Genomic DNA, 15,115 nt, shown 5'->3' on the forward strand with positions numbered 1-15,115 from the left:
CGGCCGTGTTCCCGCGGCTGACGAACGCCATCTTGGAGATGGGCAAGAATAAATGATAGCGCATTTAGCTACCATAGTTTGTAACTATTGGCTTAGAAAAAATAAAAAGCAGGTGTCAGAAATCCTTTTTTGAACCTCAAAAATGGTTGCAGCCATGAAAAAGAGAGAAGATGTAGAAAGTTTGGACTTGTTTTCGATGACAGATAGAGGTAATGGAACCGCGCGCAAGGAACGAAACTTTGAGAAAAGCACGACTCTGTCGCCGAGGAAAAAGACGAAAAGCGTATCGCACAAAATCCTTACCGGACTGGACATCGGTACCAGTAAGATTGGAGCCATTATTGCCGAAGTGGATAACCCGGACGATGTTAAAATCGTCGGTGTCGGCGTTTCTCCTTCGGATGGTTTGCGGCGGGGCGTGGTGGTGAATCTGGAAAAGACCGTGCAGTCCATTAAGCGGGCCATCAACGAGGCGCAGCTCATGGCCGGGACCGAAGTGGGCCCGGTGTATGTAGGAATTGCCGGTGACCATATTCACAGTTTCAACAGCCGGGGGGTTGTGGCGGTTTCCGGGCCGGATCACGAAATTAAATCGGATGATATTCGCCGGGTCATTGATGCTGCCAAAGCCGTATCGCTGCCAATCGACCGAGAAATTATTCATGTGATTCCCCAGGAATTCATCGTGGATGATCAGGACAATATCAAGGATCCGGTGGGATTTTCCGGCGTCCGTCTGGAAGCCGAAGTGCATATTGTGACCGGCGCCGTGACATCGGCACAGAATATTTACCGGTGCGTAGAACGGGCAGGATTGAATGTCCAGAATTTGGTGCTGGAACCGCTGGCCTCCAGTTACGCGGTTCTGGGAGAGGATGAAAAAGAAATCGGTGTTGGATTAATTGATCTGGGGGGCGGCACTACGGATATTGCTCTGTTTTTTGAAGGGAGTATTCGCCACACCGCTGTAATTGGGCTGGGCGGGCGAAATGTAACCAACGACATTGCTCAGGGACTTCGCACGCCGGTGGATCAGGCCGAGAAAATTAAGCGAAAATTTGGAGCCGCTTTGCCACGATCCGACGATCAGAATCACTTGATTGAGGTCCCCGGTGTGGGCGGACGCCCGGCAACCCGTGTTCCCAGGCGCTACCTGACCTCGATAATCCAGCCCCGGGTCGAGGAAATCCTTACCCTGGCCAGGCGGGAAATTCAGCGTTCCGATTACCGGGATTTTCTCAATGCAGGTCTTGTTCTAACCGGGGGTGGTTCCTTGCTGGAAGGAATGGTGGAACTGGCCGAACAGATTTTCGATATGCCGGTGAAGGCCGGTATTCCGCAGGGTTTCGGCGGGCTGGTGGGGCTGGCACGGACCCCCATTCATTCCACGGGTGTGGGACTGATCTATTACGGAATCCGCCACGGCTCTGAGGAATTTGTGGCCGTTGACGAGGACGGTGGTAACGGAGACAATCACCTGTTCAATAAAATCGTTCGCACAATGAAACGGTGGGTCACGGAATATTTTTAGGGTTTTTCAGTTGAGATATGATTCGTTCCTGCATGTGGCTTTGGGGTCTACCCCAATGGTCGAAAATCGGTGGGTGAAAAGACGTGCGACGTTGATGAGGCCTTGCAGGAGCGGGGTGTAACCGCACCCTTTACGGGTGCGCCTTACGACAAGTTCATCAATTGTTTTGGACATCTCTCAGTGTGTAGCCGCACCCTTTATGGGTGCGCCTGTTTGTAAAAGCGCAGGCATAAAGCCTGCGACTACATTAGTAATGGGGGGCGTGCGCCTGCTCAAATACTCAATGCGCCGGGAACGCAATTAAGACGGCGCATTGGGATGTCATCTAAAAATAGATTTGCTTAAAATAAAATCAAAAAGAGATCGAACCAAATAATGGGAGAACAAAAATGCCCCTGACCTTTGAATACGACAGCTTAGCCGACCAGTCCGCCAAGATGAAAGTGATTGGCGTGGGTGGTGCCGGTGGAAACGCGATCAATCGAATGATTGAATCGGAATTGAAGGGTGTTGATTTTCTGGCGATCAATACCGATCTTCAGGCCCTCAACACAAACAAATCGAAAAATAAGATTCAGATTGGGAAAAAGCTCACAAAGGGTCTGGGTGCCGGAGCAAATCCCGATGTGGGACAAAAGGCCATCGAAGAAGACCGCGAATCTGTGGAAGCGGCCCTCCAGGATGTGGACATGGTTTTTATTACGGCCGGCATGGGGGGCGGAACCGGAACCGGGGCGGCCCCGATTGTGGCTGAAATTGCCAAAGAATTGGGCGCCTTAACCGTTGCGATCGTAACCAAGCCCTTCCAATTCGAGGGAGTTAAACGGATGAAACGGGCGATGGAAGGCATCCGCCGCTTGCGGGAGAAAGTCGACACGCTGATTATTATTCCCAATCAGCGTCTTTTTTCCATCGTGCCGAAAGGAACCCCCTTGCTGGAAGCCTTCCGGATGGCTGATGACGTGCTGCTCCATGCAACGAAGGGCATTTCCGATCTCATCACTGAACCCGGTCTCATTAATCTGGATTTCGCCGATGTGCGCACGGTTATGGCGGAGATGGGCGACGCGCTGATGGGAACGGGTATTTCCACCGGTCAGGACCGCGCTCAGGAAGCGGCCATGCGTGCCATTTCCAGCCCCCTTTTGGAAGATGTGTCCATCTCCGGTGCACAGGGTGTTCTCATCAATATTACCGGCGGGTTGGACCTTTCTCTGGACGATGTGAACAATGCCACCTCGATCATTTTTGAAGCGGCCGGCCCCGATGCAAACATCATTTTTGGGGCTATTCTGGATGAAAATATTCAGGATGAAGTGCGTGTAACGGTAATTGCTACCGGGCTAAACGATGGGGCCTCTGCCCAAAGCGCCGAAGAGGATCGAAACGTGCTGGAGCTTTTCGGAACGCGGCGCAAGGTTCTGGATATTCCCACATTCAAACGAAGGGAAAAACCGGCCTTTCCGTTCGAAACCTCGAAAGAATCGCCGGAAGACGAAACGCGGACAGCCTCGGATGATTATCTTGACATCCCGACCTTTCTGAGGAAAAAACAGGCACAGGACTGAAAAGGGAAACAATCAAGAACGGATGTAGCCGCATCCTTTACGGATGCGCTTGGACACGGATTCGCAGGCATAAAGCCTGCGGCTACATTGTGATTTGATTCGCAGGCATAAGGCCTGCGGTTACGGGATGCCTTTTCCGGAAACGCCAAATTAGGAAGGGTTCGGGCCAAATATAAAAAAAGCGGAAACATTTCCGCTTTTAAAAAATAATTGAAATGGGGGGTTGAGGAACGATCGTTTGAAGGAAACCGGTGATTGGAACGGGAAGCACTAAATGCTCGGAAAACCAGTTTCCCGCCATTCGGGATCAGGCGGCTTTGGTAACCCGTCCTGACCGAATACACTCGGTACAAACCATCATTCGTTTGACCGTTCCGTTTTCAAGACGAACACGAACCCGTTGCAAATTCGGTAACCACCGTCGTTTGGTCAAATTATGAGCGTGGCTCACGGTATTGCCAACTATTGGCCCTTTGCCGCAAACTTCACAACGCTTTGCCATTTTCCATATCTCCTTATGATTTCAAATTAAGCGACTTTAAAAATACAAAAGAAAATTTGTAAATGCAAGATTTTTTTCTCCAAATCGAGCGAAATCCGAAAAGCCGTTGAAATTTTCGGGATTTTGTGCTATTCTCAAATAAAAAAACAGGTACCGTAAGTTACAATCCACTGAGAAAACGATCGACTATCCGAGCGTGGAAAAAGAATTTTTAAAAATCAAAATTACAAATCCGGCATTTTTAGCGCCGATGGCCGGTTTTACCGATCAGCCTTTCCGCCGCATCTGCAAAAGATTGGGGGCCGGGTTTCTTTTTGGTGAATTCGTCAGTGCCGACGGCCTGGTGTACGAAAGCCGGAAGACCTTCGCATTGCTGGATTTTTTGGAGGAAGAGCACCCCTTTGCCATTCAAATATTTGGCAGTGATCCCGGAATTATGGCCCGCGCGGCCCGAATCGTTCGTCGTTTTGAGCCGGATGTGCTGGACATCAATTATGGCTGCCCTGTAAAAAAGGTGGTAAAACGGGGAGCCGGTGCCGCCCTGCTGCGGGATCTGAATCGCCTGGAAGATATTGCCAAAGCGGTTGTGGATGCTTCGGAAGCTCCCGTAACGGCCAAAATCCGGATTGGCTGGTCGAAGGACGAGATTGTGGCGGTTGAGGTGTCACAGCGTTTGGAACGGGCGGGTATTCAGGCCGTTACGGTTCATGCCCGCACGCAAACCATGGGATATTCCGGCCGTGCGGTCTGGCCGGTGATTGCAGAGGTGAAACGGGCGGTATCCATTCCGGTGCTGGGGAATGGTGATATCTGGCAGGCCTCCGATGCCGTCAGAATGTTCCGCGAAACCGGCTGTGATTTTGTGATGGTAGGCCGGGGTGCCATCGGAAATCCCTGGATTTTTCGGGAAATAGGAACTTTGCTGGGGGACGGAACAGAACATCCCTCCCCGACTTTACAGGAAAGAGGCGAAATTTGCCTTCAGCATTTTGGCTGGGCTCTGGAATTTTATGGGCGTCAGAAGGGGGTCTTTGAGATGAGGAAGCATCTGGCCGCCTACACTAAGGGACTGCCGGGAGCCAGCCGGTTTCGGGCACAGCTAATGGCCCTGACCCAGCCCGAAACAATCATTCGTGAAATAAGGATATTTTTTGGAATGTGATGACTTTCTGCGGCATTCAAAACGAATGACGAAATGTGTTTGGGGAAGATTACCAATAGTGGGGTTGAAAGTCCTTGCTGTTTTTCACCTCCATGATTTCATCTCCAACAGCCAAGACCCTTATAAAAGTAAAATCCACAGGTGATTTCCGTTTTTTCCTTAAATAAAATTAATTTTTTTTCACATTCAGGCAATTGTCAACAAAAATATTGAAATTTGTCTATTTTTTTCTTACATTTTTCTGGTTTGTTTGTTAATGGTTTTTATTTTAATTAGGTTATGATGATTTTTAGATAGAAGAAAGTGAGGTGGATATGAAAAGGCAGAATGTTCTGATTATGGGTGCGGCTGGCCGGGATTTTCACAATTTTAATGTGTATTTCAGGGATAATGAAGCCTACCATGTTGTTGCGTTTACTGCCACTCAAATCCCCAATATTGATGACCGAAAATACCCCAAAGAACTGGCCGGAAAATTGTACCCTGAGGGCATTCCCATTCATCCCGAATCCGAACTGACCCGCCTGATCAAAAATGAAAACATTGACCTGGTTGTGTTCGCTTATAGCGACGTGAAACACGAGTATGTTATGCACAAGGCATCGGAAGTAATGGCAGCGGGGGCCAATTTCATGGTGATGGGCGGAGAAAAAACCATGGTCAAAAGCACAAAGCCCCTCATTTCCATTCTGGCTGTTCGCACCGGATGCGGTAAAAGCCAGACAACCCGGCGTGTGAGCCGGATTTTACGGGCTATGGGCAAAAAGGTGGTTTCTATCCGACATCCGATGCCTTACGGCAATTTGAATGCCCAGAGAGTACAGCGGTTTGCCACGATGGAAGATATGGACAAATATGAGTGTACCATTGAAGAACGCGAGGAATACGAACCTCACATCGCTATGGGAAATGTTATTTACGCAGGTGTTGATTACGAGGCTATTTTACGCCAGGCGGAACAAGAGGCTGACGTTATTCTCTGGGACGGGGGAAACAATGATATGTCGTTTTACAAATCGGATTTAACCATTACGGTAGTCGATCCCCACAGGCCGGGCCATGAATTAAAATATTTCCCCGGGGAAACCAACCTGAGGTTGGCTGACATTGTGGTGATTAACAAGATCGATACGGCTGAGCCTGAAAATGTGGAATTGGTCAGGCAAAATATCGAGAAGATCAATCCGAAGGCGGTGGTTGTGGATGCAGCATCGCCTATTTTTGTGGATAAACCGGAGATCATTCGAAATAAGCGGGTGTTGGTTGTGGAAGACGGGCCAACCCTGACGCACGGTGAGATGACATACGGCGCCGGTGTGGTGGCCGCAAAGAAGTTCGGTGCAGCCGAATTGGTGGATCCCCGGCCGTTTTTGGTTGCTTCTATCGAAGAAACCTTCAAAAAATATCCTTACATCGGGACCCTGCTTCCGGCAATGGGATATGGAACCAAACAAATTCGTGATCTGGAAGAGACCATAAATCGCACGGATGCGGACAGTGTAATTATTGCAACACCCATTAATTTACAACATCTAATTAAGATCAACAAGCCCAGTACCCGAGTTCGTTACGAGCTTCAGGAATTAGGCACACCCGATCTTGAATCTCTTATCAAAGACTTTTTTGAAAAGCTTTAACCCATGTCCTCTCAAAAAAAAGCGGTCGTCGCGCTTGGCGGGAACGCCATCACTCGCGAATTTGAAGAAGGCGATATTTATCAGCAATTTGCCAACACACGCAGAAGTCTGCTGGGTGTTATTGAAATGGTGGAACAAGGGTACCATCTGGTACTAACCCACGGGAACGGCCCTCAGGTTGGCAATTATCTGATTCGTATTGAGGCCTCCCGCCACCTTGTTCCCCCTTTGCCTCTGGGTGTGGTGGTTGCCGATCTGGAAGGCGGGATGGGCTATATGATTAGCCAGACCCTTTTTAATAAACTGCACTTGCGCTCGATCAAAAGAGATGTGGTAACGCTGTTAACCCAGGTTATTGTCGATAAAGATGATCCTTCCATTTTAAACCCGACGAAATTTGTCGGGCCTTTTTATAAGAAGGAAGATTTACCGTCCCTTCTGGCCCGTGGCTGGATTGTGAAGGAAGACCCCGGGCGCGGCTACCGGCGTGTGGTTCCTTCTCCCAAACCTCTGGATATTGTTGAAAAAAAAATTATTCGGCAGCTCTTTGACGAAGGCATTATTGTGGTGGCTGCAGGCGGCGGCGGGATTCCGGTTTATGTTGAAAAAGACGGGACGCTTGAAGGGGTGGATGCTGTTATCGATAAAGACCTGGCCTCAGCGGTTCTGGCCAGGGAGATTGGAGCCACGGAATTGGTTATTCTCACGGCTGTTGAAAAAGTAGCCCTTAATTTCCGCAAACCCGATCAGATCGATCTGGATACGCTGACCATTTCAGAAGCAAAGCGTTACATGGCCGAAGGCCAATTTCCACCAGGGAGCATGGGGCCGAAAATTCAGGCTGCGATTAATTTTCTGGAAGATGGCGGCGAGCGGGTGATTATTACCTCGGTAGAAAAACACCCGCAGGCCATGCGGGGCGAAACAGGAACTCAAATTCTTAAAAAATAAGATCGTCATAAAAAAGTTTTTATTAAAGAACTGAAGCGTCTAATGGTAAGGAGGAATAATCCAAGTGAAGATTCATGAATATCAAGCCAAGGAAATTTTAAAGAAGTTCGGTGTGGCCGTTCCGAAAGGGAAGGTGGCCTTTACGCCGGAAGAAGCCCGGAGCGTTGCTGAAGAGCTGGGCGGAAAAGTTGTGGTAAAAGCGCAGATTCATGCCGGCGGGCGAGGAAAAGCAGGCGGTGTCAAATTGGCCGGAAGTCCGGAAGAAGCCGAAAAGATTGCCCGGGAATTAATTGGGAAGGTTTTGGTGACTCATCAAACGGGACCGGAAGGCAAAGAAGTCCGCAAGGTTCTTGTTGAAGAAACGATGGACATCGAACGCGAGCTGTATGCCGGGGTTGTTCTGGATCGTTCCCGCTCGCAATTGGTGTTTATGGTGAGTACAGAGGGCGGGGTTGAAATTGAAAAAGTAGCCGCTGAAACCCCGGAAAAAATCCTGAAAGAATACATTGATCCGGCGGTCGGCCTGCTACCGTTTCAGGCCAGAAAAATGGCGTACGGGCTCAAGCTTGCTGGCGATCAGGTGAAAAATGGTGTGAAATTTTTGATGGCCCTGTACAACGCGTACGTCGCATCCGATGCGTCACTCGCCGAAATTAACCCGCTGGTGGTTACCAAAGACGGACGGGTTCTGGCTCTGGATGCCAAAATCAATTTTGACGACAATGCCATGTATCGTCATTCCGACTATGCGGAACTAAGGGATTTAAATGAAGAAGATCCTCTGGAGGTTGAGGCCTCAAAATATAATTTGAACTACATTAAGCTGGACGGCAACGTTGGCTGTATGGTAAACGGGGCCGGTTTGGCGATGGCTACCATGGATATCATTAAATTAGCCGGTGGGGAACCCGCAAATTTTCTGGATGTGGGTGGAAGCGCCAGTGCAGAGACGGTTGAAAATGGGTTTAAGATCATTTTGTCGGATAAAAATGTGAAGGCCATTCTCATCAATATTTTTGGCGGAATTGTCCGCGGGGATCGCGTGGCCCGGGGTGTTGTGGAAGCCTCCAAAAAAATCGGCGTGAAGGTGCCGGTTGTGGTTCGCCTGCAGGGAACCAATGCGGAGGAAGGCGGGCGTATTCTGAGAGAATCCGGCTTGAATTTTACAGTTGCCGAAAATCTGAAAGATGCCGCCGAAAAGGTAGTTGCCACTGTTAAATAAATATCTTCGAAAAAACAAAAAGAGTGCGATAAAGGAGGTCTAAATTGAGTGTCTTAATTGATGAAAATACGCGTCTTGTGGTTCAAGGAATCACGGGCGGTGAAGGGTCATTTCATACACGCCAGATGATGGACTACGGCACACATGTTGTGGCTGGCGTTACGCCCGGCAAGGGGGGGCAAAAATTTGATGATAAAATCCCGATTTTTAATACCGTTTCGGATGCCGTGCGGGAAACCGGTGCCAATGCGTCCGTAATCTTTGTTCCGCCTCCGTTTGCGGCCGATGCCATTATGGAAGCGGCCGATGCCGGTATTGGGGTAACCGTTTGTATTACCGAAGGCATTCCCACACTGGACATGGTAAAGGTGCACGCCTATTTGGAAGATCGCTCAACCCGATTGATTGGCCCCAATTGTCCCGGGATTATTTCTCCCGAAAAGGCAAAAGTAGGCATTATGCCCGGATTTATTCATAAACGGGGCAATGTGGGGGTTATTTCCAGAAGCGGTACGCTCACGTACGAAGCAGTACACCAGCTAACGGTTTTGGGCATTGGGCAGTCAACCTGCATTGGGATCGGGGGCGATCCAATTATCGGAACGCCTTTTGTAGAGGCGCTAAAGCTTTTTAAGGATGATCCGGAAACGGAAGCCATTGTTATGATTGGCGAAATTGGCGGGACAGCCGAAGAAGAGGCTGCCGCTTACATCAAAGAAAACATCAATAAACCCGTGGTGAGTTTTATTGCCGGACGAACAGCTCCTCCGGGGCGGCGTATGGGACACGCCGGAGCCATTATTGCAGGTGGAAAAGGAACCGCCGCCGAAAAGATGGCTGCTCTGCGTGCGGTGGGAATTCATGTGGTTGAAAGCCCGGCAGAAATTGGCATAACCGTTCAGCGGGCGCTTCAAGGAAACTAACTTATGTAAAATCAGGAAAATAAGGAGAGTAATAATGGCTGCGGCTGAAGTGACAGCAAAACCAAAGGCAAAAAAAGAACCTCCCGTGATAGAGGTTATTTTTGAAAATTGCAAGGGCTGTGACATTTGCGTGGATGTTTGTCCTACAAATGTTTTGGCTCTGATTAAGGCTCCCAACAAATGGGAGGGGTATGTGGTGGAAGTGAAATACCCCGAAAAATGTACCAAGTGTATGTTGTGTGAAATTCATTGTCCTGATTACGCCATAAAAGTTTATTAAGTTTGGAGGAAAGAACGTGAGTCAAAAAATGAAATTATATAGCGGAAACGAAATGGTAGCAGAAGCTGCAATTGCTGCCGGATGCCGCTTCTTTGCAGGATATCCCATTACTCCCTCCTCCGAAATCGCGGAGAGAATGTCCAAATTGCTTCCGGAAGTGGGAGGACGGTTTATCCAGATGGAGGACGAATTGGCCAGTATGGCGGCGATCATCGGCGGCTCCCTTGCCGGGCGAAAATCCATGACGGCCACCAGCGGTCCGGGTTTTTCCCTGAAACAGGAAAATTTAGGGTTTGCTACAATTGCCGAGGTGCCCTGTGTAATCGTGAACGTCATGCGCGGCGGTCCCAGCACGGGGTTGCCAACCGCCCCCTCTCAAAGTGATGTCATGCAGGCCCGTTGGGGCACTCATGGGGATCACCCGATTATTGCCCTGACCCCCAGCTACATGCGGGAAATCTTCGACGAAACCGTTCGGGCCTTTAATCTGGCCGAAAAATATCGGACGCCGGTTATCCTGTTGCTGGATGAGGTCATCGCACATCTTCACGAAGGGGTTGCCCTACCGGATCCGGATGAAATTGAAATCGTGGACCGCAAGAAACCGACGGTTCCTCCGGAAGAATACGAGCCCTTTGCCGATACGGAGGATCATGTGCCTCCCATGGCCAATTTCTTTGAAGGCTACCGCTACCACGTAACAGGTTTAAGCCACAATCAAAAAGGGCTTCCCACCACGGATTTTGAGGTGGTTCACGCAATTCAAGTCAGGCGCCAGAAAAAGATCGATGAGCATCTGGAAGATATTCTCAAATGGGAAGAGATTGACATGGATGATGCGGAAATTGCCGTGCTGGCGTACGGTTCAATTGGTCGCTCTGCTACGGACGCCGTCAGGGAACTGCGGAACGAAGGCCTGAAAGTCGGCTTGTTCCGTCCGCTCACAATTTGGCCGTTTCCTGAACAACGGGTGGCTGAAATTGCCAAACAGGTGAAAACGATTATTGTCCCGGAAATGAACCTTGGACAAATTGTCCTGGAAGTGGAACGAATTGCCAAATCGGATGCCAGGGTGATTGGAATCAACCAGGTTGGCGGCGTGATGATTCGTCCCCGAGAAATTGTCAGCAGAGTGAAGGAGGTTGCATAAAATGGCGTTTAACTATGACGAATATGTAAGAACCGAAACCATCCCGCACATGTGGTGTCCGGGATGCGGAATCGGAATTGTGATGAAAGCGATCATTCGCGCATTTACGGCGCTGCAATGGGATAAAAATGATATTGCTTTTGTCTCCGGAATCGGGTGTACCAGCCGGATGCCCGGCTATATGGACATGAATACGCTTCATACCACGCACGGTCGTGCCCTGGCGTTTGCAACGGGAATTAAACTGGCCCATCCTGAAAAGCACGTGGTGGTGGTAGGCGGCGACGGCGATGCGACTGCGATCGGCGGCAATCACCTGATTCATGCGGCCCGCAGAAATATTGACATCACCCTGATCATTAATGATAACAATATTTACGGGATGACCGGAGGACAATACTCCCCGACCACACCCGCCCACATGATTGCCAGTACGGCCCCCTACGGAATGGTTGAACCCAATTTTGACATCGCCAGGCTGGCCATGGGCGCCGGTGCTACCTACGTGGCGCGGGAAACCATTGCCAAAGGGATTATGCTCGAAAAGTACATCCGTACGGGAATGGCTCACAAGGGATTTAGTGTCATTGTTGCCGAATCGACCTGTCCCATTCAATTCGGCCGCCGCAATCGCCTGGCCGATCCGGTGGAGTTGATGCACTGGGTCCGGGACCACGGTGTTCCGAAAACAAAAGCGGCCAAAATGGAGCCGGACGAGCTCCAGGGCAAATTCGTGACCGGCGAGCTGGTTCGCGATGACTCCCGCCCGGAATTTACAGAAGTGTATCAGCAGATTATTGACCAAGCGATGAAAAAAGGAGACTAAAAAACATGTCTAATCGAGTTGAACTCCGGTTTAGCGGAGTGGGTGGACAGGGTGCCATTCTGGCCGGTGCCATTCTGGCGGAAGCTGCCGTCTATTTCGATGGAAAATACGCCCTGCAAAGCCCAACCTATACGGCTCAGGTGCGCGGAGGAGCCACAAAAGTGGACGTCATCATTTCTGACGATCCGATCATTTTTCCGCAAACCTCTGAAATCAATTTTTTCCTGGCGTTTGCGCAGCGGGCATACGATCGCTATTACGGTGGAAACAATCCGAAAAACCGCTTTTTTAATGATCTGGCAAAAGATGCAATCATTCTGGTGGATTCGGATCTGGTAACCGATTTCAACGATCCCCCGCACAAGATTATTAAGCTGCCCATTCTCCAGTTGGCTCTGAAAGAATTGGGGCGGACGGTTTTCTCAAATGTGCTGGCTCTTGGCATTGTTGTCGGAATTACAAATGTGGTTTCTGACGATGCCATTAAAAATGCGGTTAAGCGCCGTGCACCCCGGGGTACAGAAGAAATGAATCTGAAAGCCCTGGATATCGGATTCAATTTTGCCGAAGAGTATATGAAGAAAGAATCCCTGGATTCCGTTGCGGGTTGAGCAGACAAAAAAATGCGGAAAATCAGTAAACCCGGTGCGTTCTGAAGGCAAGACGACCGGGTTTCCTGTGTCAATGCCCGAAGTGGGGGTGTAACTAAGCACGGAGGAAAAGGTCTGTTTTGCAGGGGTTTTTCGCGGGTTTTAAATATGAAATAAAATCAAAAAAGGAGGTTGGCTTGATACAACAGACACTGGCAATCCTGAAACCGGATTGTGTGGAGAGAAATCTGATTGGAAAGGTTTTGGATCAAATTGTGACGGCCGGGTTCAGAGTGGTCGGAATAAAAATGGTTTCCATGGATGCAAAAACGGCTGGTGAATTTTATGCGGTTCACAAAGAACGTCCGTTTTACAAGGATTTGGTGGCGTTCATGTCATCCGGGCGCTGCATTCCGATGGTACTGGAAAAGGAGAACGCGATAGAAGACTTTCGCAAGCTGATTGGTGCAACGGATCCGGCAGAGGCCGAAAAGGGCACGGTTCGCCAACTCTATGCCGAAAGCAAACAAAATAACATTGTGCATGGTTCGGATTCACCTGAAAATGCCAATACGGAAATTCATTTCTTTTTTTCTGAAACAGAACTTATTCCAAATCGATAAATAAAAAGCCCAAAAATCCCCGTTGGAAACCCCTCTATTTTATGGAATTCCATTGGGGATTTTATTTTGGGAGTGTTTTTAGACGGTTTTTCTTTTTCCCGGAAAATAATTTGGTGACGAACCGAAGAGATAAAAAACCTGATCAGAAACAGTGGAAAGAGGTCTGAAAATTAAAACGGCAGACAAAAAAGTTTTGCAATTTAGGATATTTTCGATTAAATTGTTCTGAATTTTGGGATATGATGAAACTTAAAATATTGTTTTATGTAAAATTTAAATGTGCAGCAAAAATAATTCTTGACTGATAGGCATTTTTTTTATAAATTTAGAACTATTTGAAATGAAGCTAAAAATATCGCATTTGTCACTTGGCCTTCAGGAATTTGATTTCGAAGAAAAAATTGATTCCTTTGAGATCGAAGGCAAGGAAAGATTCCCGAATCCGGTTCGTGTACACGTAGAAATTGACAAGGAAATCTCAAATCTGATTATTAAAATTCGTGTGTGTACACTGGCTCATTTTACGTGTGACAGGTGTTTGGGTGAATTTGACAGGGAAATTTGTGAAAAAACCGAGCTGCTCTATTCAAAAGAGCAGCCAGCAATTGAATTCAGCGACTATTTTCACAATTACGATGATGAGATTCGGCCTTATCCGGCAGACATGGACATTATTGATATTACCAAGGATGTCCGCGACACGTTGTTGTTGGCTGTTCCAATGAAGGTATTGTGCCAATCGGAATGTAAAGGGCTTTGTCCGGTTTGCGGGGCCAACCTCAATACGGAGACCTGCCATCACAAAAGTGATGTGGTTGATCCGAGATGGGAAAAATTGAGGGGACTGCTGAATAGTAATTAATGGATTTTTATAGGATAAAATTCGGTTCGAAAGGAGTAAAAAACACGAAATGGCAAATCCAAAACGAAAAACTTCAAAGGCGCGACGCGATAAAAGGCGTACACACTGGAAAATAAGTGCTCCGACGGTTGTTGAATGTTCACATTGTCATCAGCCGAAATTGCCGCATCGGGCATGCCCGAATTGCGGATATTATGGTGATCGAATGGTTTATACCCCGCGGGAAGCCTAAAAATTAACCTGGAGCCCTGCCAGAAATGAAAATTGCTGTAGATGCGATGGGTGGGGATTATGCCCCACAGGCGATAGTGGAGGGTGCCGTGCAGGCGGCAAAAGTAGCAAAAGGGCGCTACGGAATTATATTGGTTGGGGATGAGGCAAAAATAAAGGATGAGCTGGCCAAACTCGATGCCCTGCACGCGTCGGGGATTGAAGTGGTACACGCTTCTGAAGTGATTGAAATGCACGATGCCCCAACAGAGGCCATTAAAAAGAAAAAGGATGCTTCCATGGTGGTGGCTACCCGGCTTCAAAAGGCGGGTGAGGTGCAGGCCGTTGTGAGTGCGGGGAATACGGGTGCTTTTATGGCCACCTCTTTGCTGAGTCTGGGAAGGCTCAAGGGGGTCAATCGACCCGGATTGGGTTCGTTTATCCCCAATGAAAAGGGGATGTCTGTCGTCATCGATGTGGGGGCAAATGCCGAGTGCAAGCCCATTAATTTACTGCAATTTGGTATTATGGGTTCGTTATACGTGCGCCATATTTTTGACACCGAAAATCCCCGGGTGGGACTGTTGAGCAACGGGGAAGAAGAGAGCAAAGGGAACACGCTTACACGGGAGGCGCACCAACTTTTAAAGAACAGCCGTCTTAATTTTATCGGGAATGTTGAGGGACGGGATATTTTAAAGGGAACGGCCGAAGTGATCGTATGCGATGGGTTTGTGGGCAATATTGTGTTGAAATTTGCCGAGAGCATTGTGGGGATGCTTAAAAACACCTTAAAAAAAAGTATTGGCAAAAATATCCTTTCTAATTTAGGGGCCATTCTTATGCGTCCGGCTTTTCGGCAATTGTCCAAACTAATGGATTATCAGGAATATGGGGGAGTGCCTCTCCTGGGGGTAAATGGCGTGAGCATCGTGTGCCACGGGAGCTCATCCCCGAAGGCCATACGGAACGCCATTCGGGAAGCTGAAAAAATGATTAATCGGGATGTGAATAAATTAATCGAAGCGGAAATAGCGAAAAATCCAGGAGTGTGAGTTTGGCGAAAAAAACAATTGCA

At 48.6% G+C, this 15,115-nt stretch carries 16 protein-coding genes; 15 read left to right on the plus strand and 1 reads right to left on the minus strand.

The genetic code is table 11. The features are described from left to right. Positions 1 to 196: 196 nt before the first annotated feature. Both ftsA and ftsZ read left to right on the plus strand, forming a co-directional pair. Complete coding sequence (ftsA, locus tag GXO76_08780; protein NOY77948.1) at positions 197 to 1,531, plus strand: cell division protein FtsA; 1,335 nt, start codon at positions 197 to 199, stop codon at positions 1,529 to 1,531. A 389-nt stretch (positions 1,532 to 1,920) separates the two neighbouring features. Further along, positions 1,921 to 3,099, plus strand: a complete 1,179-nt coding sequence (gene ftsZ / locus GXO76_08785) for a cell division protein FtsZ (GenBank protein NOY77949.1) — start codon at positions 1,921 to 1,923, stop codon at positions 3,097 to 3,099. A 307-nt stretch (positions 3,100 to 3,406) separates the two neighbouring features. Here ftsZ and rpmB read toward each other — a convergent pair whose 3' ends face one another. After that, complete coding sequence (rpmB, locus tag GXO76_08790; protein ID NOY77950.1) at positions 3,407 to 3,601, minus strand: 50S ribosomal protein L28; 195 nt, start codon at positions 3,599 to 3,601, stop codon at positions 3,407 to 3,409. A 196-nt stretch (positions 3,602 to 3,797) separates the two neighbouring features. On the opposite strand from rpmB, the gene dusB reads away from it, so the two are divergent. From dusB to plsX, 13 genes are all read left to right on the plus strand, one after another. After that, entirely contained in the window at positions 3,798 to 4,763 is a 966-nt protein-coding gene (dusB, locus tag GXO76_08795) for a tRNA dihydrouridine synthase DusB (GenBank protein ID NOY77951.1), read from the plus strand. Positions 4,764 to 5,077: 314 nt separating this feature from the next. Then, positions 5,078 to 6,400, plus strand: a complete 1,323-nt coding sequence (locus tag GXO76_08800) for a GTPase (protein ID NOY77952.1) — start codon at positions 5,078 to 5,080, stop codon at positions 6,398 to 6,400. Positions 6,401 to 6,403: 3 nt separating this feature from the next. Then, positions 6,404 to 7,351: a carbamate kinase gene (gene arcC, locus GXO76_08805; protein ID NOY77953.1), complete on the plus strand. Its 948-nt coding sequence runs from the start codon at positions 6,404 to 6,406 to the stop codon at positions 7,349 to 7,351. A 64-nt stretch (positions 7,352 to 7,415) separates the two neighbouring features. Further along, positions 7,416 to 8,573: an ADP-forming succinate--CoA ligase subunit beta gene (gene sucC / locus GXO76_08810; protein ID NOY77954.1), complete on the plus strand. Its 1,158-nt coding sequence runs from the start codon at positions 7,416 to 7,418 to the stop codon at positions 8,571 to 8,573. 44 nt (positions 8,574 to 8,617) lie between these two features. After that, complete coding sequence (gene sucD / locus GXO76_08815; protein NOY77955.1) at positions 8,618 to 9,496, plus strand: succinate--CoA ligase subunit alpha; 879 nt, start codon at positions 8,618 to 8,620, stop codon at positions 9,494 to 9,496. A gap of 34 nt (positions 9,497 to 9,530) precedes the next feature. After that, positions 9,531 to 9,776 (plus strand): 4Fe-4S dicluster domain-containing protein, encoded by a 246-nt coding sequence (locus GXO76_08820; GenBank protein ID NOY77956.1) that lies wholly within the window; start codon positions 9,531 to 9,533, stop codon positions 9,774 to 9,776. A gap of 28 nt (positions 9,777 to 9,804) precedes the next feature. Continuing rightward, complete coding sequence (locus tag GXO76_08825) at positions 9,805 to 10,926, plus strand: 2-oxoacid:acceptor oxidoreductase subunit alpha (GenBank protein ID NOY77957.1); 1,122 nt, start codon at positions 9,805 to 9,807, stop codon at positions 10,924 to 10,926. 1 nt (position 10,927) lies between these two features. After that, on the plus strand, positions 10,928 to 11,752 hold the full coding sequence (locus tag GXO76_08830) for a 2-oxoacid:ferredoxin oxidoreductase subunit beta (protein ID NOY77958.1): 825 nt from the start codon (positions 10,928 to 10,930) through the stop codon (positions 11,750 to 11,752). A 5-nt stretch (positions 11,753 to 11,757) separates the two neighbouring features. Next, on the plus strand, positions 11,758 to 12,363 hold the full coding sequence (locus GXO76_08835) for a 2-oxoacid:ferredoxin oxidoreductase subunit gamma (protein ID NOY77959.1): 606 nt from the start codon (positions 11,758 to 11,760) through the stop codon (positions 12,361 to 12,363). Positions 12,364 to 12,542: 179 nt separating this feature from the next. Further along, positions 12,543 to 12,965, plus strand: a complete 423-nt coding sequence (gene ndk / locus GXO76_08840) for a nucleoside-diphosphate kinase (protein ID NOY77960.1) — start codon at positions 12,543 to 12,545, stop codon at positions 12,963 to 12,965. A 340-nt stretch (positions 12,966 to 13,305) separates the two neighbouring features. Continuing rightward, positions 13,306 to 13,827 carry a DUF177 domain-containing protein gene (locus GXO76_08845; GenBank protein NOY77961.1) on the plus strand — a complete coding sequence of 174 codons (522 nt, stop codon included), beginning with the start codon at positions 13,306 to 13,308 and terminating at the stop codon, positions 13,825 to 13,827. A gap of 49 nt (positions 13,828 to 13,876) precedes the next feature. Then, positions 13,877 to 14,059 (plus strand): 50S ribosomal protein L32, encoded by a 183-nt coding sequence (rpmF, locus tag GXO76_08850; GenBank protein ID NOY77962.1) that lies wholly within the window; start codon positions 13,877 to 13,879, stop codon positions 14,057 to 14,059. Positions 14,060 to 14,084: 25 nt separating this feature from the next. After that, on the plus strand, positions 14,085 to 15,092 hold the full coding sequence (plsX, locus tag GXO76_08855; protein ID NOY77963.1) for a phosphate acyltransferase PlsX: 1,008 nt from the start codon (positions 14,085 to 14,087) through the stop codon (positions 15,090 to 15,092). The last annotated feature ends 23 nt before the right edge of the window (positions 15,093 to 15,115 follow it).

It is taken from the genome of Calditrichota bacterium, from assembly GCA_013151735.1.
Lineage (GTDB): Bacteria > Zhuqueibacterota > JdFR-76 > JdFR-76 > BMS3Abin05 > BMS3Abin05.

Bases quoted from the DNA above. Each gene is read 5' to 3' on its own strand.
- ftsA (NOY77948.1), top strand. From the start codon at position 197: ATGACAGATAGAGGTAATGGAACCGCGCGCAAGGAACGAAACTTTGAG.
- ftsZ (NOY77949.1), top strand. From the start codon at position 1,921: ATGCCCCTGACCTTTGAATACGACAGCTTAGCCGACCAGTCCGCCAAG.
- rpmB (NOY77950.1), bottom strand. From the start codon at position 3,601: ATGGCAAAGCGTTGTGAAGTTTGCGGCAAAGGGCCAATAGTTGGCAAT.
- GXO76_08800 (NOY77952.1), top strand. From the start codon at position 5,078: ATGAAAAGGCAGAATGTTCTGATTATGGGTGCGGCTGGCCGGGATTTT.
- arcC (NOY77953.1), top strand. From the start codon at position 6,404: ATGTCCTCTCAAAAAAAAGCGGTCGTCGCGCTTGGCGGGAACGCCATC.
- GXO76_08820 (NOY77956.1), top strand. From the start codon at position 9,531: ATGGCTGCGGCTGAAGTGACAGCAAAACCAAAGGCAAAAAAAGAACCT.
- GXO76_08825 (NOY77957.1), top strand. From the start codon at position 9,805: ATGAAATTATATAGCGGAAACGAAATGGTAGCAGAAGCTGCAATTGCT.
- GXO76_08830 (NOY77958.1), top strand. From the start codon at position 10,928: ATGGCGTTTAACTATGACGAATATGTAAGAACCGAAACCATCCCGCAC.
- GXO76_08835 (NOY77959.1), top strand. From the start codon at position 11,758: ATGTCTAATCGAGTTGAACTCCGGTTTAGCGGAGTGGGTGGACAGGGT.
- GXO76_08845 (NOY77961.1), top strand. From the start codon at position 13,306: ATGAAGCTAAAAATATCGCATTTGTCACTTGGCCTTCAGGAATTTGAT.
- rpmF (NOY77962.1), top strand. From the start codon at position 13,877: ATGGCAAATCCAAAACGAAAAACTTCAAAGGCGCGACGCGATAAAAGG.
- plsX (NOY77963.1), top strand. From the start codon at position 14,085: ATGAAAATTGCTGTAGATGCGATGGGTGGGGATTATGCCCCACAGGCG.